This window comes from Pyruvatibacter sp. HU-CL02332 (assembly GCF_040362765.1).
Classification (GTDB): domain Bacteria; phylum Pseudomonadota; class Alphaproteobacteria; order CGMCC-115125; family CGMCC-115125; genus Pyruvatibacter.
Map to the genome: position 1 here is coordinate 33,772 of NZ_BAABWK010000002.1, position 21,966 is coordinate 55,737.

General features: G+C 57.2%; 23 protein-coding genes and 1 pseudogene. 9 read left to right on the forward strand and 15 right to left on the reverse strand.

Annotated elements, in window-relative coordinates:
- Positions 1-2: 2 nt before the first annotated feature.
- Positions 3-866: a pantoate--beta-alanine ligase gene (gene panC / locus ABXH05_RS10760; protein WP_353561021.1), complete on the reverse strand. Its 864-nt coding sequence runs from the start codon at positions 864-866 to the stop codon at positions 3-5.
- A gap of 276 nt (positions 867-1,142) precedes the next feature.
- Between panC and ABXH05_RS10765 the strand changes: the two genes are divergently transcribed.
- The 3 genes from ABXH05_RS10765 to ABXH05_RS10775 all read left to right on the forward strand — a co-directional run bounded on the left by ABXH05_RS10765 (position 1,143) and on the right by ABXH05_RS10775 (position 3,663).
- Positions 1,143-2,036, forward strand: coding sequence for a division plane positioning ATPase MipZ (locus ABXH05_RS10765; protein WP_353561022.1), 894 nt, complete (start codon positions 1,143-1,145; stop codon positions 2,034-2,036).
- 123 nt (positions 2,037-2,159) lie between these two features.
- Positions 2,160-2,879 (forward strand): VWA domain-containing protein, encoded by a 720-nt coding sequence (locus ABXH05_RS10770; protein ID WP_353561023.1) that lies wholly within the window; start codon positions 2,160-2,162, stop codon positions 2,877-2,879.
- Between the two features lie 25 nt (positions 2,880-2,904).
- Positions 2,905-3,663: a DnaJ domain-containing protein gene (locus ABXH05_RS10775; protein WP_353561024.1), complete on the forward strand. Its 759-nt coding sequence runs from the start codon at positions 2,905-2,907 to the stop codon at positions 3,661-3,663.
- A 7-nt stretch (positions 3,664-3,670) separates the two neighbouring features.
- Here ABXH05_RS10775 and ABXH05_RS10780 read toward each other — a convergent pair whose 3' ends face one another.
- Positions 3,671-5,239 carry a serine hydrolase gene (locus ABXH05_RS10780; protein WP_353561025.1) on the reverse strand — a complete coding sequence of 523 codons (1,569 nt, stop codon included), beginning with the start codon at positions 5,237-5,239 and terminating at the stop codon, positions 3,671-3,673.
- Positions 5,240-5,726: 487 nt separating this feature from the next.
- Between ABXH05_RS10780 and ABXH05_RS10785 the strand changes: the two genes are divergently transcribed.
- From ABXH05_RS10785 to clpA, 3 genes and pseudogenes are all read left to right on the forward strand, one after another.
- Positions 5,727-6,158 carry a DUF1499 domain-containing protein gene (locus tag ABXH05_RS10785; RefSeq protein WP_353561026.1) on the forward strand — a complete coding sequence of 144 codons (432 nt, stop codon included), beginning with the start codon at positions 5,727-5,729 and terminating at the stop codon, positions 6,156-6,158.
- Between the two features lie 144 nt (positions 6,159-6,302).
- Positions 6,303-6,683, forward strand: a complete 381-nt coding sequence (gene clpS, locus ABXH05_RS10790; RefSeq protein ID WP_348140997.1) for an ATP-dependent Clp protease adapter ClpS — start codon at positions 6,303-6,305, stop codon at positions 6,681-6,683.
- A 92-nt stretch (positions 6,684-6,775) separates the two neighbouring features.
- Positions 6,776-9,085, forward strand: a pseudogene (gene clpA / locus ABXH05_RS10795) (ATP-dependent Clp protease ATP-binding subunit ClpA); the annotation flags it as partial.
- A 72-nt stretch (positions 9,086-9,157) separates the two neighbouring features.
- On the opposite strand, the gene ABXH05_RS10800 reads toward clpA, so the two are convergent.
- The 8 genes from ABXH05_RS10800 to ABXH05_RS10835 form a co-directional block, all read right to left on the reverse strand.
- Positions 9,158-9,856 (reverse strand): helix-turn-helix transcriptional regulator, encoded by a 699-nt coding sequence (locus tag ABXH05_RS10800; protein WP_353561028.1) that lies wholly within the window; start codon positions 9,854-9,856, stop codon positions 9,158-9,160.
- Between the two features lie 18 nt (positions 9,857-9,874).
- Positions 9,875-10,252, reverse strand: coding sequence for a VOC family protein (locus ABXH05_RS10805; RefSeq protein WP_353561029.1), 378 nt, complete (start codon positions 10,250-10,252; stop codon positions 9,875-9,877).
- A 77-nt stretch (positions 10,253-10,329) separates the two neighbouring features.
- Positions 10,330-10,752 carry a VOC family protein gene (locus ABXH05_RS10810; RefSeq protein ID WP_353561030.1) on the reverse strand — a complete coding sequence of 141 codons (423 nt, stop codon included), beginning with the start codon at positions 10,750-10,752 and terminating at the stop codon, positions 10,330-10,332.
- A 2-nt stretch (positions 10,753-10,754) separates the two neighbouring features.
- Positions 10,755-12,374, reverse strand: a complete 1,620-nt coding sequence (locus tag ABXH05_RS10815) for a Vgb family protein (protein ID WP_353561031.1) — start codon at positions 12,372-12,374, stop codon at positions 10,755-10,757.
- 48 nt (positions 12,375-12,422) lie between these two features.
- The gene (locus tag ABXH05_RS10820; RefSeq protein ID WP_353561032.1) at positions 12,423-12,854 is read right to left on the reverse strand and encodes an HIT family protein; all 432 of its coding nucleotides are present in this window, start codon (positions 12,852-12,854) and stop codon (positions 12,423-12,425) included.
- 10 nt (positions 12,855-12,864) lie between these two features.
- Entirely contained in the window at positions 12,865-14,055 is a 1,191-nt protein-coding gene (locus ABXH05_RS10825; RefSeq protein ID WP_502947734.1) for a GNAT family N-acetyltransferase, read from the reverse strand.
- 50 nt (positions 14,056-14,105) lie between these two features.
- A complete protein-coding gene (locus tag ABXH05_RS10830) occupies positions 14,106-14,849 on the reverse strand; it encodes a glycerophosphodiester phosphodiesterase family protein (RefSeq protein ID WP_353561033.1) in 744 nt (247 codons plus the stop codon).
- A 1-nt stretch (position 14,850) separates the two neighbouring features.
- Positions 14,851-15,318, reverse strand: a complete 468-nt coding sequence (locus tag ABXH05_RS10835) for a RidA family protein (protein ID WP_348140979.1) — start codon at positions 15,316-15,318, stop codon at positions 14,851-14,853.
- A 95-nt stretch (positions 15,319-15,413) separates the two neighbouring features.
- On the opposite strand from ABXH05_RS10835, the gene ABXH05_RS10840 reads away from it, so the two are divergent.
- Positions 15,414-16,457, forward strand: coding sequence for an agmatine deiminase family protein (locus ABXH05_RS10840; protein WP_353561034.1), 1,044 nt, complete (start codon positions 15,414-15,416; stop codon positions 16,455-16,457).
- A gap of 6 nt (positions 16,458-16,463) precedes the next feature.
- Here ABXH05_RS10840 and ABXH05_RS10845 read toward each other — a convergent pair whose 3' ends face one another.
- Positions 16,464-17,186: a GGDEF domain-containing protein gene (locus tag ABXH05_RS10845; RefSeq protein ID WP_353561035.1), complete on the reverse strand. Its 723-nt coding sequence runs from the start codon at positions 17,184-17,186 to the stop codon at positions 16,464-16,466.
- A 241-nt stretch (positions 17,187-17,427) separates the two neighbouring features.
- Here ABXH05_RS10845 and ABXH05_RS10850 point away from each other — a divergent pair, with 241 nt between their 5' ends.
- The gene (locus ABXH05_RS10850) at positions 17,428-18,249 is read left to right on the forward strand and encodes a cell envelope integrity EipB family protein (protein ID WP_353561036.1); all 822 of its coding nucleotides are present in this window, start codon (positions 17,428-17,430) and stop codon (positions 18,247-18,249) included.
- A 10-nt stretch (positions 18,250-18,259) separates the two neighbouring features.
- Here ABXH05_RS10850 and ABXH05_RS10855 read toward each other — a convergent pair whose 3' ends face one another.
- The 4 genes from ABXH05_RS10855 to ABXH05_RS10870 are packed head-to-tail and all read right to left on the reverse strand — an operon-like array spanning position 18,260 to position 21,414.
- On the reverse strand, positions 18,260-19,522 hold the full coding sequence (locus ABXH05_RS10855; protein ID WP_353561037.1) for a DNA polymerase IV: 1,263 nt from the start codon (positions 19,520-19,522) through the stop codon (positions 18,260-18,262).
- Complete coding sequence (locus ABXH05_RS10860; protein ID WP_353561038.1) at positions 19,522-20,439, reverse strand: ROK family protein; 918 nt, start codon at positions 20,437-20,439, stop codon at positions 19,522-19,524. The genes ABXH05_RS10855 and ABXH05_RS10860 overlap by 1 nt, the downstream gene beginning before the upstream one ends.
- A gap of 10 nt (positions 20,440-20,449) precedes the next feature.
- Positions 20,450-21,130, reverse strand: a complete 681-nt coding sequence (locus ABXH05_RS10865) for a hypothetical protein (RefSeq protein WP_353561039.1) — start codon at positions 21,128-21,130, stop codon at positions 20,450-20,452.
- Positions 21,127-21,414, reverse strand: coding sequence for a DUF3572 domain-containing protein (locus tag ABXH05_RS10870; RefSeq protein ID WP_353561040.1), 288 nt, complete (start codon positions 21,412-21,414; stop codon positions 21,127-21,129). The genes ABXH05_RS10865 and ABXH05_RS10870 overlap by 4 nt, the downstream gene beginning before the upstream one ends.
- A gap of 180 nt (positions 21,415-21,594) precedes the next feature.
- On the opposite strand from ABXH05_RS10870, the gene ABXH05_RS10875 reads away from it, so the two are divergent.
- Positions 21,595-21,960 (forward strand): response regulator, encoded by a 366-nt coding sequence (locus ABXH05_RS10875; protein ID WP_348140965.1) that lies wholly within the window; start codon positions 21,595-21,597, stop codon positions 21,958-21,960.
- The last annotated feature ends 6 nt before the right edge of the window (positions 21,961-21,966 follow it).

Consider the following 21,966-nt stretch of genomic DNA (forward strand, 5'->3'; position numbering starts at 1 on the left):
GCCTAGTTGTTGGCACGCGGATTGACGTTGTCGATCAGGCGCGTTGTGCCCAAATGGGCCGCCGCGAGAACACGAAGAGGGCTGCCCTCTTTGACTTCGGCCTGAGACACCTTTGCCAGACTGTCGGCGTTGCGGATGGCGACATAGTCGATTTTCTCAAAACCTGCGGCGAGCAGAGCTGCACCCGCCGCATCCTCGGTAGCCTGCGGGTCGCCGCCGGCCAGGACCTGCTTTCCAGCGTCATCAATGATGCGCTTCATGCTGGGTGCGACAGCCCGGTGCTCCTTACTCAGATAGGCGTTACGTGACGACATGGCCAAGCCGTCTGTTTCTCGAATGGTTGGGCCTCCAATCACCTCCACCGGGATATCAAGATCACGCACGAGGCGGCGGATCACCTGCAACTGCTGATAATCCTTCTCGCCGAAGACTGCGACATCCGGCAGGACCTGCAAGAGCAGTTTTGCGACAACTGTGGCGACGCCCCCGAAGAAGTGGGGACGATGATCAGTTTCAAGTCCTTGCGAAGGCCCGTCGACATGCACCGACGTGGCAAATCCATCTGGGTACATTTCCTGAGGGTCCGGTGCCCATAGGAGGGATGTGCCCCGGCTTTCCAGTTTTGCCTTGTCACCGTCTTCATCGCGAGGGTAGCGGTCCAGATCTTCGCCTGGGGCAAATTGGGTAGGGTTAACAAACAGGCTGACGGCAACAACCTCAGAGTGGTTTGAGGCAATATCGACCAGTGCGAGATGTCCCTCATGTAACGCGCCCATGGTCGGGACCAGTCCAATACGACGACCAGCCTGCCGGTGGGCTGAAATGGAATCACGAAGCTCGCTTAAGGTTCTGACTGTCTCGATCATGATCTCGATATTCCGGGTACGGAGTGCCTGAATTCTGGGCTTTTTGGTGCCTGCATGTTCACCATACCGATGTGGAATCTGGCACGGCTTTCGCAGGTTTTGGATCGTACAAAGCAGGAAAATGGCTGTTTTCCAAGCCATGCAGTTTTTGGGTGTGTAGAATGTGTGCCATTGCGGGATTTCAGACGGCTTGCGTGTTGACTTGTGGACCCTCGCCCGACCAATATCTGCGCATTGTTGGGGGTGAGTAGCGTGCATTCGGGGAAAGTCATAAGCGTGCGTTCGCGCACGAAAGGGAAGCGGTCCAGCGCTGAAGCGCGCATGGGCCATGTCATCGTTCTTGGCAACGAGAAGGGCGGCTCGGGCAAATCCACGAGCGCCATGCATCTTATTGCCGGATTGATGAAAGCTGGGTTCAAGGTCGGCTGCATTGATCTGGACAGTCGCCAGCGCTCCATCTCACGTTATCTCGAGAACCGCCGCCAGCTGTGTGATCGCACGGGGCTGCGTCTGAGTTTTCCGCGCCATGAAGTCATCGACCCTTCCACGCTTGATAGCCGTGAAGCGGCCCAGCGCGAAGAAGAGGCTGAATTCGAGCAGGCGCTGTTCGAGCTGCGTGCCACATGCGACTTCGTCGTTGTTGATTGTCCGGGGTCGGACGTTTTTCTGTCGCGCGTCGGGCATCGGGCTGCCGATACACTCATCACGCCGATGAATGACTCATTTGTCGATTTCGATCTGTTGGGCAAAGTTGACCCTGATACCAATGAGGTGAAGGGCCCGTCCATCTACAGTGAGATGGTCTGGGAAGCGCGCAAGCGCAAAGCCATGGTCGAAGGCAAGTCCATTGACTGGGTGGTGATGCGAAATCGCCTGTCTCACCTGGACGCCAAGAACAAACGCCGCGTCCAGCAGGTTGTGACGAACCTGGCCGGCCGCATCGGTTTTCGTCTCGCACCAGGCTTTGGCGAGCGGGTGATCTTCCGCGAAATGTTCCCGATGGGATTGACGCTGCTGGATATCATTGACGACAAGGCGGGCGTTCAGCTTTCCATGTCACATGTTGCCGCGCGTCAGGAAGTCCGGGATCTGCTTACAGCTCTTCGGCTCCCCGGCGTTGAAGTCGGCAGCAATGACGACAAGGACGCGCAGGCGGCGCGGGCCGTCTAGGCCAAATTCAGCATTTTGCCAAGGTTTCCCGGCTATTTCCGTCTCATGGGGCGGGGGTTGGCAAGGGTGCCTGCGCGGCCCATCTTTAACATATGACAATGCTCCAACAGCCTGTGCACTAGTATGGCCAAGCCTCGTAGCCCTGTGGGCCATACGGCGGGTAAAACGCTCGCTTCTGGCAGTGTGGATGCTTTCCTTCAGAAAGTGTCCGCAACGCCTCTACCTGCTCATGGCAATGGGCGCGGCCGGTTGCTGTTTGTGATGGATGCCACCATGAGCCGACAGCCCACATGGGATGCGGCTGTGTCCTTGCAGGCAAAGATGTTTGACGTGACAGCGGACATTGGCGGACTTGACGTGCAGCTCGCTTTTTTCCGAGGTCTGGGTGAGTTCAAAGCCTCGCAATGGGTCAGTGATCCGGCGACCCTGGGAAAGGCTATGAGCGGCGTTCGGGTCCGTGGTGGCCACACGCAGATATGCCGTGTCCTGCGTCATGCAATTGCTGAAGCGCGGACCACACCGGTTCAAGCCCTTGTATATGTCGGGGATTGCGTTGAAGAGGCGGCAGATGATGTCTGTGCTGTTGCAGGGGAGTTGGGTTTGCTTGGAACCCGTGCCTTTATGTTTCAGGAGGGTCATGAGCGGCAAGCAGAGATGACTTTCCGGGAAGTGGCTAGGCTGACCGGTGGTGCCTTTGCCCGGTTCGATGCGAATGCAGTCAACCAGCTAAGGGAGTTGCTGCAGGCGGTTGCTGTTTATGCGGCGGGGGGCCGCAAAGCACTTGCTGGTCACTCGGCTCAGGCGTCGCGCGCGGTTCAGCAACTGACGCATCAGGTGCGCTGATGTTCAACACGATTGAGGATTACTAGTGGGATTTTTTGCTCTTTTTGTCTGCCTGCTCGGTGCGGCGATCTTGCTGGTCTATGCGGCAGGCTCCATGCCGCCGGCCTCTCTTGCCCGCATTGTGCGTTACACGGGTGGGGGATTGCTGAGCATTGCGGCGTTGTTCTTGTTGCTCACCGGTCGGATGGGTCTTGCTATCCCTGCAGCAGTGGCGGCATTTGCGCTGTTCCAAGGCAATCTGAGCCGTCTGGCAACCTTTGCGCGGAACATTCCAGGTGCTGACCGGTTTGCTGGGGGGCCAAGCGCCGGCCAAAAGTCTGACATAGAGACTGCGTGGCTTTCCATGTGGCTGGATCACGACACAGGCCAGATGGGGGGGCGTGTTAAGCAGGGTGTACTGGCTGGTGCCCAACTTGAGCAATTGTCCCTCGATGATCTCCTATCGCTCAGGACAGAACTGATTGCCAATGCAGAGTCACTTCGATTGCTGGATAGCTTCATTGAGCGTGTTCACGGGCATAGCCCCGGCGAGGGTGGTTCGGGGGATGCTGGAAAAAATCCAGGTGCAGGTGACAAGAGCACCAGCAGGAGCGATGGGGCGGGGATGACCCGGGAGGAAGCTCTTGACGTTCTGGGGCTCTCATCGGGCGCCAGTGTTGAGGATATCAAGCAGGCTCACCGGTCTTTGATGCAAAAGGTTCACCCTGACCGCGGCGGATCATCTTATCTCGCAACAAAGCTCAACCAAGCCAAGGATATGCTCCTTGCCGGGCTCAAGGCCTAATCCGCATCTAGTTGGCGGATGGCGCATACCAGTCGTCTGGTGGAACGGTGATGCAGCTGATGCCTTCTCGGATCAACGCCGTACATGCATTCCGGGCCTGGTCTTCGCCGGTAAATCCTGTGAAACGAGATCTGAAAAGTGTGCGGGAGGCGGTTTTAACCGGCACAGTCGCTGGCCCTTTGCCTTTGAGCACGCTTGGTGCGCGTGACATCGCGGCCTGAATACGACGACCAGCTTCTGCAGCATCTGCATACGCACCAATCTGAATACGCCATGCAGCACCCACAGGTGCCGCAGTGTAGGGCTGTGGCTGGGCGAGACTGGCATAATTGGTTTCGGTTGGTGGCGTATAGTCGCCAGCACCAAGAGTGCTTGTGAGCCCCGGCTCGCTTTCACGTGCATTTGCAGGGGAGACGAGCCATGCCGTTACGTCTTCAAAAACCTTCGCGTCTGCTGCTGGTGCGCTTGCAACGGCGAGGCGTCGCTGCTCGGGAACCTGAGGTGTCGGCGGTGTAAGGGTTGTCGTCTGACGCAGTGCCGGCGTTGGAATAGGCGCTGTATCAGCAAGAAGGTTTGCGGCCACATCTATGGGCAAATTGTTGGACGCCGCAGCAGGCGTTGGCACAGGAGTCGCTGCAGGTTGCTGCAGGCTGGCAAGGACCGGTGACGGAGTGGGCGATGGCGCCGCAGCAATCGCCGGCTGAGGGGCAGCTTGTTGTGGCCGCATGCGTGGAATAGGGGCGGCAGATGCAATGGACATGTGACCCCGGCGCGGAACGCGACCGAAAGCTTCATCCAGAATATCAACCATGTGGTCATCACGAGCACGAGGTGTCTTGCCACCAAGCACGACACCGACCAGATGCTTACCATCACGGATGACCGATGCGGTCAGGTTGAACCCTGATGCGCGGGTGTACCCGGTCTTGATGCCGTTGGTGCCTTCGTAGTCACCCAACAGGTTGTTGTGGTTGTTGAATATCCGACCGCGGAAATTGAAACTCTCAGTGCTGAAATAGGCGTAGTACTGAGGGAAGTCGTCCATCACGCGCTGAGCCAGGGTTGCCATGTCGCGTGCAGTTGTGACCTGACGCTTGTCAGGAAGCCCATGTGGATTGCGGAACGTCGTGCGGGCCATGCCGAGCTCGCGGGCTCGCTTGGTCATCTTCTGCGCAAATTTGCGTTGCGTCCCACCGATGTTTTCGGCAACCACCATCGCAACGTCGTTCGCCGACTTGGTGACGAGGGCGAGGATAGCCTCTTCGACAGTAATCGTGTCACCGGCATCAAGGCCGAGCTTGGATGGAGCCTGACCCTCAGCATTCTTGGATACAAGCCAAGGGGTGTTGAGTTTGATGTTTTCCTGAGCCAGCTCATCAAAGACGATGTAAAGGGTCATGATCTTTGTGAGGGAGGCGGGGTAGCGCGGCGCATCGGCATTGCGCGCGAACAGCACGCGGCCGGAATACTTGTCGAGAACCAGAGCGGCATATTTGGGTTTTGCGACCGCAGGCGTGGTTGCAATGAGCGCAAGGCTCAGTACCGCAGCAAAGCAAGCCAATACCAGCGCGCTCAAACGCGAGGTCTGGTGTGATGAGTGACTAGATCCAAACGATCCGGTCCCCAAGGCTATTGCCCCTCTTACGCAGCCCATAAAGTCCATCCCCCGATGGCACAGTTGTTAGCACGATATGTGCCCAACATGCCTCGTTTTGGTACCCGAAACTCAGGTCCAGCAAGGCTCCCCAATACAATGTCCTTAGCGTATGCAGGTTCAATGCCGAGGGCAACAGCGGTCCCGCCTGCAACTGGCGCAATTGCACTCTTCGTGCGGTCCAGTGGTTTATGTCTGCGCATGGACAGGAGGGCCGCAAAAAGTGGGAAAGACATCGGGATTCCGTGAGTTTTCCAAGTTATGCGTCGAGATTGCGGTTTTGGTGTTACAAATTGGTTAACGAAGCTTAACGTTTGCCTGTATCTCGGTGTGCCCTGTCGCGCTAAGAAGGCGTTCATCAGTGGTTCTTTGGGTTGGGGAAACCAGCCACGCGTAATAGGGTCGAAAAATGGCTAGATCAAAGGCAATCAAATCAGGCACTCCGGCGCTTGATTTTACAAAACTCAAGCTAAAGGGCTCGCCAAACGAGTATCTGGTGGCTCCTGAAGACCTGTGTAAGAACGCGGTGCCGCATCTTCCTGCAGATGTCTATGACGTTTCGGCAGAAGATCTGCGTGATGCGGTTATGCATGTGGTGTCACACCAGTCTCGCGTTGAGCTGGATGGCATGGATGAAGCCGCCAAAGCCTTCGAGTTTGTCCATTATTCGGCGGTTTTGAACTTCAAGGACATGATTTCCATCCGCGTCCTGCCGGTCGGTGCCAAGCAGTCTACGATTGCCATCTACAGCCGCTCCAAATCGGGCTACTACGATTTTGGTGTGAACAAGAACCGTGTTGAAGCCTGGCTTGAAGAGCTTGAAGGTGAAGTTATCCGCTAAGACGAGGCCTCATGAGGCTGAATCCCGCAGGAAAACGGGCAAAACGCCCTGACAACCTTCACATTTTCGCATTTGCACCCATATTATCAGAACACTGCCGGGAGTTCTCCATGGCGGCGGCTTCCCAGTGATATAATCGAGTCTATGAACACGACTGACCACAGCATTATTCGCCACGTCTTGTTGCCAGAAGAGCCCGGTGCGCCCGATGAGCCGCCAGGTCGTGGCGGCACGGATACGGGCGTTATCACCAAGACGCAGCCGAAGACCAAAAAGCCGTCGCTGTACAAAGTGCTGCTGCTCAATGACGACTACACACCCATGGAATTTGTCATTCATGTTCTCGAGCGGGTGTTTCACATGGGCAGTGAAGATGCCACGCGGGTGATGCTGCATGTGCATCAAAACGGCGTCGGGGTCTGCGGTGTGTTCACCTACGAAGTCGCGGAAACCAAGGTGACGCAGGTGATGGACCTTGCAGGCCAGCACCAGCACCCCCTGCAATGCACGATGGAGAAAGAGTAAATCTCCACATCATTGCGCAATGCCTATTCCGGCGTCAGACTGACTAAGCGGGGCATGAGTCCGGCCCTCGCGTTTATGAGGAGTTGAGTGCGTTGCCATCATTTTCACGCAGCCTTGAAGAAGGTCTCCATCGCGCACTGGCCTTGGCCAATGAGCGGGGTCACGAATACGCAACGCTAGAGCATCTGCTGCTGGCGCTGCTCGATGATCAGGACGCTGCCGCTGTCATGCGCGCGTGCTCCGTTGATCTCGACAAGCTGCGGACCGACCTTTCGTCCTACATCGACAACGAGCTTGCGAACCTCATCATCACCAGCGGTGAGGACTCAAAGCCGACTGCCGGTTTCCAGCGCGTCATTCAGCGCGCCGTAATTCACGTGCAGTCTTCTGGCCGTGAAGAAGTGACCGGTGCGAATGTGCTGGTCGCGATCTTTGCTGAACGCGAAAGCCATGCTGCGTACTTCCTGCAGGAGCAGGACATGACGCGCTATGACGCGGTGAACTACATCAGCCATGGCATTGCGAAGCGTGGCGAAATGAGTGAGACGCGGACGCCGCGCGGTGCAAACGAAGAAGAGCCTTCAGGTGAGGGTGCTGCCAAGGATGGTACCGAAGCGCTTGAGACCTATTGCGTCGATCTCAACAAGAAGGCCATGGACGGCAAGATCGATCCGCTGATTGGTCGTGACTCTGAAATCGACAGAACCATTCAAATCCTTTGCCGCCGCTCCAAAAACAACCCGCTATTCGTGGGTGACCCTGGCGTTGGCAAGACAGCCATCGCAGAAGGTCTTGCGCGCAAAATCGTCAATGGGGAAGTGCCGGAAGTCCTGAAGGACGCCACCATCTTCTCGTTGGACATGGGCGCACTGCTTGCGGGCACACGTTATCGCGGTGACTTTGAGGAACGTCTCAAAGCGGTTGTGAAGGAACTTGAAGAGTTCCCCGGCGCTGTGATGTTCATTGACGAGATTCATACGGTCATTGGTGCGGGTGCCACATCCGGTGGTGCCATGGACGCGTCAAATCTTCTGAAGCCTGCGCTTCAGAATGGTGAGCTGCGCTGCATCGGGTCAACGACCTACAAGGAGTACCGTCAGCATTTTGAGAAGGACCGGGCGCTCGTTCGTCGGTTCCAGAAAATTGATGTGGCGGAACCATCTGTTCCCGACGCGATCAAGATCCTCAAAGGGCTCAAGCCATATTTTGAGGACTATCACAAAATTCGCTACACGAACGATGCCATCAAGACGGCAGTCGAATTGTCTGCGCGGTACATGCACGACCGTAAGCTGCCGGACAAAGCCATTGATGTGATCGATGAAGTCGGTGCGTCACAGATGCTGCTTCCTGAAAGCCGCCGCAAAAAAACGGTGGGTGTGAAGGAAGTGGAAGCGGTTGTGTCCACCATGGCCCGCATTCCGCCAAAATCGGTCACCAAGACCGACACTGAAAAGCTGTCCAGTCTGGACAAGGATCTCAAACGCGTCGTGTTTGGTCAGGACGATGCGATTGTCGCCTTGTCTGCGGCCATCAAGCTGGCGCGGGCAGGCTTGCGGGAGCCTGAAAAGCCAATCGGGTCCTATCTGTTCTCCGGTCCCACAGGTGTCGGTAAAACAGAAGTCGCCCGTCAGCTCGCCTCGATCATGGGTGTCGAGCTACTTCGGTTCGACATGTCTGAGTACATGGAACGGCACACGGTTTCCCGGCTGCTTGGTGCGCCTCCCGGCTATGTAGGCTTTGATCAGGGCGGGTTGCTCACGGATGGTGTGGACCAGCATCCGCATTGTGTGCTGCTGCTTGATGAAATCGAAAAAGCCCATCCGGACCTGTTCAACATTTTGCTGCAGGTGATGGATCACGGCTCGCTGACCGATCACAACGGCAAGAAGATCGACTTCCGTAATGTGATCCTGATCATGACCACCAATGCGGGTGCCAGCGATATGCAAAAGCCACCGATCGGCTTTGGCCGCACCAAGCGGGAGGGCGAGGACGAAGAAGCGATCAAGAAGCTGTTCACGCCGGAGTTCCGTAACCGTCTGGACGCTGTCATTCCGTTCTCCGGCCTGTCCGAAGAAATCATTGCACGCGTCGTCGAGAAGTTTGTGCTTCAGCTTGAAGTACAGCTTGCTGACCGCAACGTGACGATTGAGCTGTCCAAGGCTGCTAACAAATGGCTTGGCGAACGTGGGTTTGACGAAAACTTTGGTGCTCGTCCACTGAGCCGGATCATTCAAGAACACGTCAAAAAGCCACTGGCCGAGGAGCTGCTGTTCGGCAAGCTCAAGCGCGGCGGTGTGGTGCACGTGGATGTCAAAGACGACGCATTGTCCTTCGCTGTGGAGGCAGCAGCGCCGCCGCCCAGCAAAAAGAAGGGCGGCAAGAAGGCTCCAGCGAAGGCCGCCAAGTAGGCTGGTCTTGCAGAAGTATGAAAAGGGCGTCTTTCACGAGGCGCCCTTTTTCTTTGGACGTCAGGTGGGGCGTTCGTGGCCTTCGAGTTCCATCTGGCGGTAGAAGTCGGTCAGCGACTTGCCTGGCTCATGGGTAAATTTTCCATCGGGCTTCATGGCGCTGATCCTGTCGAGGCGGAACATCCGAAAATCGTTGCGTAGCTCACACCAGCCCACCAGGGTCCAGACACGCCCCCAATACCAAAGACCCAGGGGACGAACTGTGCGGCTGCTTGCGTCACCTGCAGCGTCTTCATAGTCGAAGCTCAGTCTCGTCCTTGATTCAACGGCACGCTCAAGGTCATCAAGGCGCTTGCGGTAATCGTCATTGATTTGTGGGGGGGCAAATGCGTGGATCTGAACTTGCCGACCATGGTCACGAGCAGACGGCGGCAGAACGGTTTCAATCTTGACCAGAGCTTCCTGTGCAGCCTTGGCCATGTCAGCACCACCCCAGGCCCTGATTAGCCGTGCACCGGCCACGAGAGCCACGACTTCATCCTTGGAAAACATCATGGGCGGAAGGTCAAAACCTTCGCGCATCAGGTAGCCAATGCCGGCCTCACCATCAATGGGGACCCCGGCACCAATGAGATCAGCGATGTCTCGATAGATTGTACGCTCGGATACTTCCAGCCGTTCTGACAATTGGCGGGCCGTGGTGAGCCGACCACCTCTGAGATGTTGAACAATCTGAAAAAGGCGGTCGGCTCTGCGCATGGGGTTACCCGCTGGTGGTTATCCGATTGTCTCAAACAGCCCGATGGAATTTCCATCCGGGTCAATAGCATAGGCAAACCGCCCGGCGGGAATTGTCACTGGTTCGCCAAGGACCTTGCCGCCTGCTTTGCCTGTGCGAGCCATGGCGTCTTCCAACTTGTCGGGAATTGCGAAATGAGCCGTTGGGCCTTCACCTGCCTTGGCGGGGGTGCCGGGGTAGATGTGCCCGGCAACACCGGTTCCATCTGCCGTGGGGAACATGGCCATGGGGTTGGGTCCGCTGTCATCGCGCTTGAGATCAAGACCAAAGACGTCGTTGTAAAATGTGATGGCGCGGTCAACATCTGTGACCGGGATCTCAGTCCAGACTGTAAAATTCTGCGGTGCGTGTGCCATGTCCGTCTCTCCTTTTGGGGTATGGAGAGATACAGTGACAGACCGCTCCTGACAGCATGGTGTCAGGAGGGTTCTCCTTACTGGCTTTCCTGGACAGCAAACTCAACTGACTGTCCGTAACTGACTTCCAGTGTGTGCCCGTCCGGGTCCTGTATGAAGGCCCAGTAACCCACTGGCGGACCTGTATCTGTCGGGCCGCTGAAGGCACGTCCTTCTGTAGCTGCGAGCGCGACGAGTTCGTCCACGCGTGCCCGACTTTCAACGCATACGCCGAGATGTCCAAAGGGGCCTAATGGCGCTTCACCCTGTTTGGCCTCAAGAAACACGACGGCGAAGGCGCGTCTTAGATCAGACAGCCAGAAGACACGGGTGCCTCCATCAGTGCGATCATGGATCAGCTTCATGCCGGCAAAGCGCGTGTAGAAATCGATCGTCTTGTCAGCATCTGTGCAGACGAGGGCAATGTGGGTGAACCCGATGTCTGTACCGGGCGCAGCCATGCTCATTCTGCCCGGTTCAACCGGAAGACCTGTGCCAGTACTTCTGAAGAGAAATAGAGGTTGCCCTCACCATCTTCGGCCACGCCGGTGGGCATAAACACTTCTGGCCCTTCTTCGGGAATGACACCGAAGGGGAGGCCGGATGCAACAGTCACTCGATCACCTTCTGGCGTTACCATGGTGATCTGCTGCTTTGCAGCTTCCACAATCGCCATGCCGCCATTGGCCAGGAAGGTGAACCCTTCCGGATTGGCGAGATCATCAATGACGGTTTCAACGCCGCCGCTATCGGTCAGTCGTGAAATGCGACCGCCTTTGGTCTCTGAAAAATAAATCGCGCTGTCCGGACCCTGTTGCATCATGGCCGGGCCGTCGAGCTTGTCTGCGAGTGTGATGCGGTCTTCATGGTTGTCCGGATTGACCCTGACGATGGCACCGCGGGCATATTCTGTTACGAGGATGCCGCCATCCTCCAGGGGCAGGGCTTCTGTGGGCGTGGTGAAGCCGTGCATGAGGTCGATGGATTTCCCGGTGGGACCGTCAAACAGCTGCACGGCACCGGCGGTCAATCCCGCCACGGCAAACTTGTTGTGTGCCACTGCCATGCTGGTGGGGTAGTCCATCTCTTGCGCAAAGACGCGGGCGATTTCTGTCACGTCGCCCGTCTGCGTATCGATGGAGCGAATGGCGAACACGTCGGCCACATACAGCGTCTTGCCGTCCGGGCCCATGGCGATGTCCGCAGCGACTGCCAGTGGGCCTGAGACCAGAGCGGTGCTTTCGCCGGTTTCAACGTTCACCTCAATAATGGCGTTGTCGGCCATGTTGGAGATGTAGAGCGTGTCATCCGGTGCGAATGCCAGATTGTCGATGGCGGGTTTGACCTGCGCTACAATTGTCTTGGCACCTGACGCCACGTCCACTCGGATGACTTCGCCGGCCTGCGTGTCGACTGCGTACAGCTCGTTCTTGGAGTTGAAGTTGACAGCAGCTGGTGTCTGGAAGCCGTCGGCAATGACTTCAAGGGTGCCTGCATCTACGTTGACGCGGGCAATCTGGCTCTTGAACCAGATTGGGCCGTAGAGATGTCCGTCGGGGCCAAAGTCAAACCCATTGAGGCCACCCATGTCTTTCATGATGAGGCGGGGGTCTTCCTTGCCGGTGGGGTCGAGTTCCCACAAGGCGTCACCTGCAAAGACCTGTGTCATGAACAGGCGGCCATCGTCCGTCCATGCAATTGAGTTTGTGCCGGGCAGGCCTTCAGCGAGCGTGAGCAAGTCACCGGCCGGCGTGCGGGCAAATACTTTTCCCTGCAGGAAAGCCGTCCAGGCAATCGTCCCGTCGGGGCCTTGTTCCACATCGTCCGCCATGCCGTCTGGGGCTGCTTCGGCCACGGTGACTGCGCCGGTCTCCCGGTCGATTTCATAAAGTGTTGCGCCAACCACGGATCCTGCCAGGAGCCGGCCTTCTGGCGTCACGGTCAAGCCGTGGATGCCGTGGAACGGGGAAGGGCCTGTCAGAGCTTCCAGCGTCCATCCGTCAGCGATGGTGGGTTCGGCGTAGGCCGGAGCAGCAAGAAGGCTGGCGGCAAGCATGGTTGCCGCGACATGTGAAAGGCGCATTTTGGATTCCCCCCGGATGGTCGTTCTTTGATCTTGTTGCCGAGCAGTCTAACCCAAATTGCCGGTTATGCGACCGGCATGATCTGCCAGTATGTCAGCTTCCTGCATGGTGCGGGCGTGCAGGTTCATTTCAACGCCTTCCCACCGGGGGATGACGTGGAAGTGGATGTGAAAAACCGTCTGACCCGCCGGCGCGCCTGAGAACTGGGCGCAAATGACGCCGTGTGGATCAAAGGTGGTGCGAACGGCATGGGCCACTTTGCGGGTGGTGCGGATCATTGCCTCTGCTGCAGCTTCGCTGAGATCAAACATGTTGACCGCTGGTTCGCGCGGGATCACCAGCGTATGGCCTTCAGCCATAGGCATGATGTCCATGAAAGCGAAGGTGTGCTCATCCTCATAGACTTTGTGAGCCGGTGCTTCGCCACGCAGAATTTTGGCGAAGATATTGTTTTCGTCATAAGGCGTGTTGAGGCTCATGGCGGTGTCCTTAGTCCTGAGGAGTGGTCTGATTTGTCTTTTTGAAGGGTGCGTGATCCAGCAGCATGTCAGCATCTGCCGCGACGTGTCGTCGTTCGCTTGCAAGATAGTTGTCCACGGCGTCGCGGAAGCTGGGGTTGGGAATATAGTGGGCTGAATAGGTCAGCTTGGGCACGTAGCCGCGTGCCAGTTTGTGTGACCCCTGAGCACCCGCCTCAACGCGCTTCAGCCCGCGCGACAGGGCAAAGTCGATTGCCTGATAGTAACAGACTTCAAAATGCAGGAAGTCATGATGTTCGATGCACCCCCAGTAGCGGCCGAACAGTGTCTCTGAGCCGATCATGTTGAGGGCACCGGCGATGTAGCGACCGTGGCGCTTGGCAAGGATGAGCAATAGATCGTCGGGCACCGCTTCGCCGAGCATGGAGAAACAGGTGCGGGTCAGGTAGGGCGTTCCCCATTTCCGGCTGCCAGTGTCCATGTAAAACGTGAAGAATGCATCCCAATGGTCTTCGGTTATGTCCGAGCCGGTAACCCACTCAATCTCAATGTCGTTTTCGATCGCACGCGCACGTTCCTTCTTCAGGTTTTTGCGTTTGCGCGATGCAAGTGCGTTGAGGAACCCATCGAAATTTCCATAGCCGTCATCTTCCCAGTGGAACTGCTGATCGGTGCGTTGCAGAAAACCAATATCTCCCAAGTGGTTCCACTGATCTTCGGGCAGGAACGTCATGTGGCATGAGGACAGATCCAGCTGATTGGTTATCTCAACAAGGGCGGCAGCGACCTGATCTTCCGTTTGCTGCATGTTTGGGCCTGAACGAGCTAGCAAGCGACGGCCTGTGGCAGGTGTGAAGGGCACGGATACCTGAAGCTTGGGATAGTATTGGCCGCCAGCGCGTTCCCAGGCATCGGCCCATCCGTAGTCAAATACGAATTCACCCTGAGAATGGCCTTTGAGGTAGGCAGGCGCGCATCCCGCAATGTTGCCATGTCCGTCCTCCACCAGCACGTGATACGGCTTCCAGCCGGTTTGGGCTGTTGCGGACCCGGACTCTTCCAGAGCTTTCAGGAATGCGTGTGAGAGAAACGGATTGTACGGAACATCGCCGCCGGGATTTGCGCACGCGTCCCACTGAGCAGCATCGATGCTGCTCATGCTTTCCGCTGCGCGTGCAATGATTTTTTCGGCGTCGCCCATGTGACCTCAGTCTAACTGCCCTAGGTATGTAAATGAAAGTAGGGCGGTACTCACGGGCGGAAAGTTTCAAAGATGATCTGGTCCGCATGAACTGCTGCCGTATCCCGATGGGCGTCTGTGCGGACAGTCCAGGTCAGGACAGGCAGGCCCAGACGACGTCGCAGGGCAACAGACCATTGTGGCAATGCATTGATGTCAAAGCCGATGAAATGCGGGCGGCTTTGCACGTTGTAGAGCATGTGGCGCAGGGCAAATCTTTGGGCCGCAGGCATTTGCAGGGCCGGGCCGCTTGAGTAGCCATAGGACAATTGTCCCCGCGTGATGTCCGGTGCATTGGCAGCGAACCATCCCATGGAACGCGGATTGAATGACATGACTGCTGCGCGGTCGCGATAGCTTGCAAGAACCTCGGCAGTTCGTTTTTCCAGTGGGCCTTCATGTCCTGTTCTGATCTTCAGCTCGATCACCGGCACGACCTTGCCGCTGACCTGGTCGAGAAACTCACCCAGGGTCTGCATGCGATCAGACGATGCTTTGAAGGAGATGGTTTTCAGTTCAGCCGATGTGCGCTTGAACACTGCACCGGTTTCTTCGGTCAACCGGTCGAGGGTGGCATCGTGAAACACCATTGCCTCTCCGTCTGCTGACAGCTGCAGGTCGCATTCAATTGCATACTGACTGTCAATGGCGGCTTGAAATGCCTTTGGCAGATTTTCGACCACACCGTCTTCAAGGCCATGTAGCCCGCGATGGGCGACCGGGGTTGATGTGAGCCAGGAAAGATCGCGTGCCATATCAGGTGATCTCAAACACGGCGTCGATTTCAACCGCGACGCTGAAGGGGAGGTTGCTTGCCCCCAGGGCAAACCGCGCGTGCTTTCCGGCGTCGCCAAATACATCGACCATCAAATCGGAGCAGCCGTTGATTACCGCGGGGTGTTGATCAAAGTCGGGGGTTCCATTCACGAAGCCACCAAGTTTTACGCAACGGGTTACGCGATCAAGGTCGCCGTCACATGCCTGGCGCAGGGCCGCGAGTATGTTGATGCCGCACAGGCGCGCCGCCTTGACCGCATCGTCCTGACTTACATCGTCACCGACCTTGCCGCGATAGGGCAGTCCGGTCGCATCCACTGGTACCTGACCGGAAATGAAGACGAGACTTCCCGTCACCACGAATGGTACGTAGTTGGCGGCTGGCGCAGCTGGATCTGGCAGTTCGATTCCAAGTTCGCTCAGCCTTTTCTCAATCTTGCCGACCATGTGTCTGTCTCCCGTGATGTCTTTGTTTGCCACCCTTTTTGGCATGCCCGTGCAAATGGTTAAAGTGCGCGCCGAAGAACAATTGGCGAGATTCCATGACTGACCCCTTTGCAAATTCACCTGTCGCCCATGGCATGTTCATGCCTGCGGAGTGGGAGCCGCATGCACGTTGCTGGATGCAGTGGCCGCGCAGGGGCGACCTGTGGGGGCCCTACATGCCGCAGGCCATTGTGGCCTATGCCCATGTCGCACGGACGATTTCCCAATTTGAGCCGGTCACGATGATTGTGCATCCCGATGATGCGGCAGAAGCGCGGTTTGCGTGTGGGGCGGGCGTTGAAGTCGTGGCGTTGGAAACAGACGACAGCTGGGCGCGGGACACTGGCCCCACCTTTGTGAAGGATCCGGCTCGAGGTGTGGCGGGCGTCCATTGGCAGTTCAATGGCTGGGGTGCCAAGTACGGGCATGTGGAACGTGATGCGCGGGTGGGCGGCGAGGTTTTGTCCCGACTCGGCATGAAGAACTATCGGGCACCGGTGGTGATGGAGGGTGGCAGCTTCAGCGTTGATGGCTACGGCACTTTGCTTACGACCGAGCAATGCCTGTTGAACGCCAACCGTAACCCGGAGCTCCAGCCGCGTGAGATTGCCGAGATGCTGGCGATGTATCTGGGTGTGCGTCGTGTCTTGTGGCTTGGCGACGGCCTGGAGGGTGACGAAACGGATGGCCATGTGGACATGGTGGCTTGTTTCGCTGGACGTGGACGTGTGCTTCTCAACATGCCCAAACCCGGTGAGCCTAATCATGCCGCTATGCAGGACAATCTGCAGCGACTTGGCGAGATGAAAGATGCCGGAGGCCGGGAACTGGAAGTAATCGCGGTGCCTCAACCACAGCAGGCGCAGCATGATGACGGACGGATGATGCCCCTGTCATACATCAACTTCTACATAGCCAACGGCGCTGTCATTGTTCCGGCCTTTGGTGACGAGGCGGATGATGAGGCTGCCAGCATTATTGGTGCAGCCTTTCCCGGGCGCGAATGTGTGCAGGTGCCCTCGTTTGACATTGCGCGTGGCGGCGGGGTGATCCACTGCATCACGCAACAGCAACCGGAAGGTGACCCGGTTCAAGAGTAACCGGTGCTACTCAGCCGCCTGGAAAGAGCGCAATCGCGTCGGCTGTGGTGAGCGGCGGCGTTTGTCGTGATACATCGCAACATCAGCCATGTGCATAATCTGCTCGGCAGAGGCGTCGCTGTCATATGGCGCAATGCCAAAGCTGGCATTCATGGGAATGCGCTGGTTGCTGATCATGGCCGTTGCGCGATTGAGTTCTGCCTTCAACTCGACGGCGCGATGTCTGGCAGGTGCAAGATCACCATTGACCATCAGGATTGCGAATTCATCTCCGCCGGTACGGGCGAGATAATCTGTATTGCGGACGCGCGCTTTGAGAAAATCAGCGACGTGTTTGAGCATGGCGTCGCCGGCTGCATGGCCCATGGTGTCATTGATCGGTTTGAAACCATCAAGGTCGATGGCGACCAGCAACCCTTGCTCTTCATGCCGTCTGGCATTTCCGAGGGCGCGTGTGATGGCATCCTTGAAGCCGCGGCGATTGAGCAGGCCGGTGAGTTCATCTGTCATGGACAGAGTTTCAAGCTGCTCGATGCGTGATTGCTGCTCGGTGATGGTGCGCTGGGCCTCAGCTGCATAGTTCAACGCACGTTCGATGAGCTCGCGCGTCTCGCGGGTCATGTGAAGCGCAGGCTTGCTAACGCGGCTGAGGAGACTGCCTGTCTCTTCAGCAGGCTTCATGCCTGGAATGGGCACTACGCCATCTGATGGTGTGAATGCGTGATACATCGCTTGTGTACTCCTGTTCACTGCGCCAACCGATACCCCATCGATGACAGGTATCTTTAGGTGTTGGGGCTACAGGAGCAAGCTGCATGCCTGTTCATGTTAATCAAAATTGTCAGGCATTTCCTCATTTTTTGGGTCCATAGATTCACCACATTGGGTGGCAAGAGTTGCGTGATTACCCGGCAAGGCGGCACTTCTTGCCGGGTTAGGTTTTTGCCCGCACACGCGTTAGGTTACCGAAATGTTCAAGAAATCAACCAACACAGCTCTTGCCTCTGCATTGGCCGGAATATTTTTTTTGATCCCGGCTCAAAATGCGGCTGCGGGTAATCTTGCGCCTCACCGTGCCGTCTATTCGATGAAAATGTTAGGCAGTGAGGGTGGGTCTGATATTGCCTCTGTGAGCGGCCGATTGGTGCTCGAATGGCAGGGCTCATCCTGTGATGGTTTCATAACCAGCCAGCGGATCGTCAACCGGATGGGAAGCAAGCAGGGCAACGACTTTGTCAGCGACTTTCGGGTTACATCCTGGGAGTCCGGGGATGGTGATGAGTTCACATTTTCCATGACTCACCTCATGAATGGAACGCCGGTTGAGGAGATCGAAGGGTCCGCAGAACGGCTTGATGGTGGTGGGCAGGTCAGGCTTTCCAAGCCTGAGAATCGTGACATTCCGTTGCCGTCCGCGATTGTATTTCCCACCGAGCAGATCAAGGCGCTGATGGCGTCTGCTGAAGCCGGCAAGAAAGTGCATTCGGCGCCGGTCTTTGATGGGTCGGACACGGAACATCATTTTGATACGACAACGATCATTGGCAAGGCGGGTTCCGGGGCACCCAAGGCTGATGAGGCAGAGCCGGGCGAAAGCCTTTCTTCACTTGGCTACTGGCCGGTTCAGGTCAGCTATTTTGATCCAAATGATGTGACTGGTTTGCCGGACTATGAGGTCTCCTTTCGTTTTTATGAGAATGGGGTCTCGACGGGGCTGATTATGGACTACGGGGATCTGACAATCGGCGCTGATCTTGTGGCGCTGGATATGCTGCCGCAGCCTGAGTGCTGAGGCACCGCTTCTAGTCGGGCTTTATGCCGCGTCCGCGATCAATGATCTTCTTACCGAACTTTTCTCGCACTTTGTCCACGGCGCGTTCAGCAGCTGCACGTCTGTTTGCCTCTGGGTCGAGTAGGTCAGCCATCTGCGTGCCGCCTGTGGCGGTTACAAGATTGGCAACGCCAATACCAATAAGGCGATAGGCAGTACCATCTGCCTCGGGTTTCAAAAGTTTCTGTCCGGCTCGATAGATGACATCTGCCAATTGCGTTGGATCACTGAGTGTCAGATTGCGGGTTTTGGTCTTGAACTCAGCTGACTTGAGCTTCAAAGCCACCGTATGGCCGGCAAGGTCTGATGCCTTGCAGCGCCCAGCGACCTTGTCGCTGAGACGCCAGAGAATGCGCTCAAGGTCATCGTAGGATGCAATGTCTTCGTTGAAGGTGGTTTCAGCACTGACGCTTTTCGTCTCGCGGACAGGTTTGACGGTACGCGTGTCGTCGCCCCTCGATAGCCGGGCGAGGCGCAGGCCCAGTTGCCCATAGGTGGCCATGAGGTCGCGCTCGTCAGCTCGTTGGAGGTCGGCAATCATGGTGATGCCATTTGCTTCCAGTTTGCGGCGCATGGCTTTGCCGACGCCCCAAATCTTGCCGACCGGCAAAGCGGCAAGGGTGCTCATGGTTTCTTCGCGACCGATAATTGAGAACCCGCGAGGCTTGTCAAAGTCCGATGACAGTTTGGCCAGAAATTTGTTGTGGCTCAGCCCGACCGAAACAGTGATGCCGATTTCGTCTTCGATACGCTGCGCAAGGCGCATGAGCGTTTCCGCCGCACTCATGCGGTGCAGGCGCTCCGTGCCCGTGAGGTCGAGGAAGGCTTCATCAATTGAAATGGGTTCGACCATCGGCGTGACGTCGCGCATAAGTGCCCGCACTTCTTTGCCTGCGGCTGCGTACTTGTCCATCTGGGGTTTGACAACCGTCGCGTGGGGGCAGGCCTTGAGGGCCTTGAACATAGGCATGGCAGAACCGACGCCATAGGTGCGTGCGATGTAGCAGGCCGTCGAAACTACGCCACGGCGACCACCACCAATGATGAGTGGCTTGTCTCGCAACTCGGGATTGTCGCGTTTTTCAATCGCTGCATAAAACGCATCACAGTCAATGTGGGCGATTGTCAGATCAAGCAGTTCGTCATGTCTGGCCAAACGTGGCTTGCCGCACGATGCGCAGCGGCGAGCGTCGTCACTGTTGGGTGCGTAGCAGTCTCTGCACAGGGCGGGCACTAGCGCGCCTCAATTGCAGCATCAGCTGGCCAAAGCCACGCAGCACCGCGAATGCCGCTTGAGGCGCCGTGATGGTTCTTCAGGATTGGTGTGACAACGGTATCGGAGAACACGTGGTGTGGCAGACGTGCTGCAACCGCGCCGTAGAGATGCTCAAGCTCGCTTAGGCCGCCACCCAGAACGATTGCGTGAGGGTCAATGATGTTAATCACGGTCGATAGCGCGCGCGCTAGACGGTCTGCGTGCCTGTCCAGCGTGGACTGAGCATCGGTGTCTCCTGCGATGGCTTCCGCGACGATCTTTTCCGGCGACAGGGACATCTGTGTCATACGCATATGGTCGGCAGCCAATGCCGGGCCGGAGCACCATGCTTCGACACACCCATGCTTCCCACAGTAGCAGGCCGGGCCCGGGTGTTCCGCGTCGCTCATCCATGCCAGTGGGGTATGTCCCCATTCGCCTGTGATGGAGTTTGGGCCGGAGACCAGTTTGCCATCCACAACAAGGCCGCCGCCGACGCCGGTTCCCAGGATTACGCCGAACACTGTGTGATGGTCGGCACCGGCACCGTCGCTTGCTTCAGACAACGCAAAACAATCAGCATCGTTGGCGAGCCGCACCCGTGGGCCGATGCGCTGTTCAAGGTCGGCGAGGAGGGGGTGACCGATGAGCCAGGTCGAATTGGCGTTTTTTATGAGGCCGGTTTGAAGTGACATGGCCCCGGGCATGCCAATGCCGACAGAACAGGGACGACCGGCTTTGTCGTCGAGTTGGGCGACCAGTGACGCGAGCATGTCGAGATTGGCTGCATAGTCCTTGGCGGGCGTTGGGACGCGCAGTCGCAGGACATCGCTTCCATCTGGCGCCATAAGCAGGGCTTCGGTCTTTGTGCCACCAAGATCAATGCCAATGCGCATGGGTGTCGCCTTAGGCAGCTACATGCGCGCGGATGCGATCACTGATGTGGCTGGCCGTATGCTCCCAGTCGCCAGAGCTTATGTGGTCGGCTTTTGGCGAGGGCACCAGCTTGCGAAGGCGAGGGTCCGCCACGAAATGTACAAGCTGGACGTCATTGACCGCCTCATGCACGGACTGGAGATTGTGGGGAATGTCGTCCAGGAAGAAGATCGGTCGTCCACCAAGACTTGCGAGTGACGACATGGCAGGGCCCTTCAGGCCGCTGTTGGCCACAAGCGGATAGGGCATACCGCTGTCTTCAAGCGACCTGGCGCGGGCATCGCGCTGGGCAAAGGGAACGTTTGACAGAACAACAATGTCGGCTTCGTCTGACAGTCGAGCCAGGGCATCGGCCGCGCCTGAAACAGGGGCAAGCCGATGGGTTTCTTCTTCGAAGAAGCCGCCAAGGAGCTGCTTCATGTCAGCGGGCTCCACGACGACGCCGGTTTCACGGTGCTTCACGTTGCCGGTGATGGCAAAACTCTTGAGGGAAATCTCGTAGCCCTGCCTATCCAGATAGCTCTCAAGCCCTGCCATGAACTGGAACAGGACCTCGTCAGCGTCGGTCACGATCAAGGGACGGTCCTTGCTCAAGGATAGGGCTGCGATCTGTTCTGTGACAAACGGGTCGAGTGTGGCGTGTTCGGTCATGCAGACGTCCAGTCTTGGGTCATGGCGCGGCCTCCAAGGGCCTTGCGGGCAAGGGCGGGGTCCTGATCGTGGCAACCTTCTTCGGCGGTAAAGGCGAGCAGGAGCGTTTCGTTACCCAATAGATAATCCAGAATTGCCGCCTGTCCGTGTTTCTCGGCCACCATTTCCCTCAAATCATGGGGCTCGATCCCCGTCATCCGCAGAAACCCTTCAATGCGCTGGGAATCTTCCAAAAGGAACGTCAACGCGTGGAGGGCCAAAATCTGTGCATCTTCACTATTCAAAACGCCGTTTTCCCTTGTTTTTAGGCCTGATTCTCTCGGTGAAACCTGCCTGCTTAAACAGTGCCTTAAACCTTTTAGCCCACAGTCGGCAAAGTTGAAGGGGAAGAGTGTCGCCAATCCGGGTGGGCCAATTCTCCGAAATCAGAGATTTTGCCTGTTAAGGCACCAGGAGAGACCAGAATGTCGAAGCGCGTTTTGATCGTCGAGGACAATGAGCTGAACATGAAGCTGTTTCATGATCTGCTTGACGCCCATGGGTATGAAACCCTTCAGACACGAGACGGCATGGAAGCGCTGGAGATTGCGCGCTCCGAACGCCCTGATCTCATCTTGATGGATATTCAGCTGCCGGAAGTGTCGGGCCTTGAGGTCACCAAGTGGCTCAAGGAAGACGACACCCTCAAGCAGATCCCCGTGGTGGCGGTTACGGCCTTTGCTATGAAGGGTGACGAGGAAAAGATCCGCCAGGGTGGCTGCGAAGCGTACATTGCCAAACCGATTTCGGTTGCGCAGTTCATGGAGACCGTTCAGCGGTTCCTCAACTAGGGCACG

Coding starts and splice junctions, on each gene's coding strand:
- ABXH05_RS10815 (WP_353561031.1), bottom strand. CDS start 12,374: ATGCGCCTTTCACATGTCGCGGCAACCATGCTTGCCGCCAGCCTTCTT.
- ABXH05_RS10805 (WP_353561029.1), bottom strand. CDS start 10,252: ATGGCACACGCACCGCAGAATTTTACAGTCTGGACTGAGATCCCGGTC.
- ABXH05_RS10865 (WP_353561039.1), bottom strand. CDS start 21,130: ATGACCGAACACGCCACACTCGACCCGTTTGTCACAGAACAGATCGCA.
- ABXH05_RS10840 (WP_353561034.1), top strand. CDS start 15,414: ATGACTGACCCCTTTGCAAATTCACCTGTCGCCCATGGCATGTTCATG.
- ABXH05_RS10875 (WP_348140965.1), top strand. CDS start 21,595: ATGTCGAAGCGCGTTTTGATCGTCGAGGACAATGAGCTGAACATGAAG.
- ABXH05_RS10830 (WP_353561033.1), bottom strand. CDS start 14,849: ATGGCACGCGATCTTTCCTGGCTCACATCAACCCCGGTCGCCCATCGC.
- ABXH05_RS10860 (WP_353561038.1), bottom strand. CDS start 20,439: ATGCGCATTGGCATTGATCTTGGTGGCACAAAGACCGAAGCCCTGCTT.
- ABXH05_RS10785 (WP_353561026.1), top strand. CDS start 5,727: ATGGCTAGATCAAAGGCAATCAAATCAGGCACTCCGGCGCTTGATTTT.
- ABXH05_RS10825 (WP_502947734.1), bottom strand. CDS start 14,055: ATGGGCGACGCCGAAAAAATCATTGCACGCGCAGCGGAAAGCATGAGC.
- panC (WP_353561021.1), bottom strand. CDS start 866: ATGATCGAGACAGTCAGAACCTTAAGCGAGCTTCGTGATTCCATTTCA.
- ABXH05_RS10810 (WP_353561030.1), bottom strand. CDS start 10,752: ATGGCTGCGCCCGGTACAGACATCGGGTTCACCCACATTGCCCTCGTC.
- ABXH05_RS10850 (WP_353561036.1), top strand. CDS start 17,428: ATGTTCAAGAAATCAACCAACACAGCTCTTGCCTCTGCATTGGCCGGA.
- ABXH05_RS10845 (WP_353561035.1), bottom strand. CDS start 17,186: ATGTATCACGCATTCACACCATCAGATGGCGTAGTGCCCATTCCAGGC.
- clpS (WP_348140997.1), top strand. CDS start 6,303: ATGAACACGACTGACCACAGCATTATTCGCCACGTCTTGTTGCCAGAA.
- ABXH05_RS10835 (WP_348140979.1), bottom strand. CDS start 15,318: ATGGTCGGCAAGATTGAGAAAAGGCTGAGCGAACTTGGAATCGAACTG.
- ABXH05_RS10770 (WP_353561023.1), top strand. CDS start 2,160: ATGGCCAAGCCTCGTAGCCCTGTGGGCCATACGGCGGGTAAAACGCTC.
- ABXH05_RS10820 (WP_353561032.1), bottom strand. CDS start 12,854: ATGAGCCTCAACACGCCTTATGACGAAAACAATATCTTCGCCAAAATT.
- ABXH05_RS10800 (WP_353561028.1), bottom strand. CDS start 9,856: ATGCGCAGAGCCGACCGCCTTTTTCAGATTGTTCAACATCTCAGAGGT.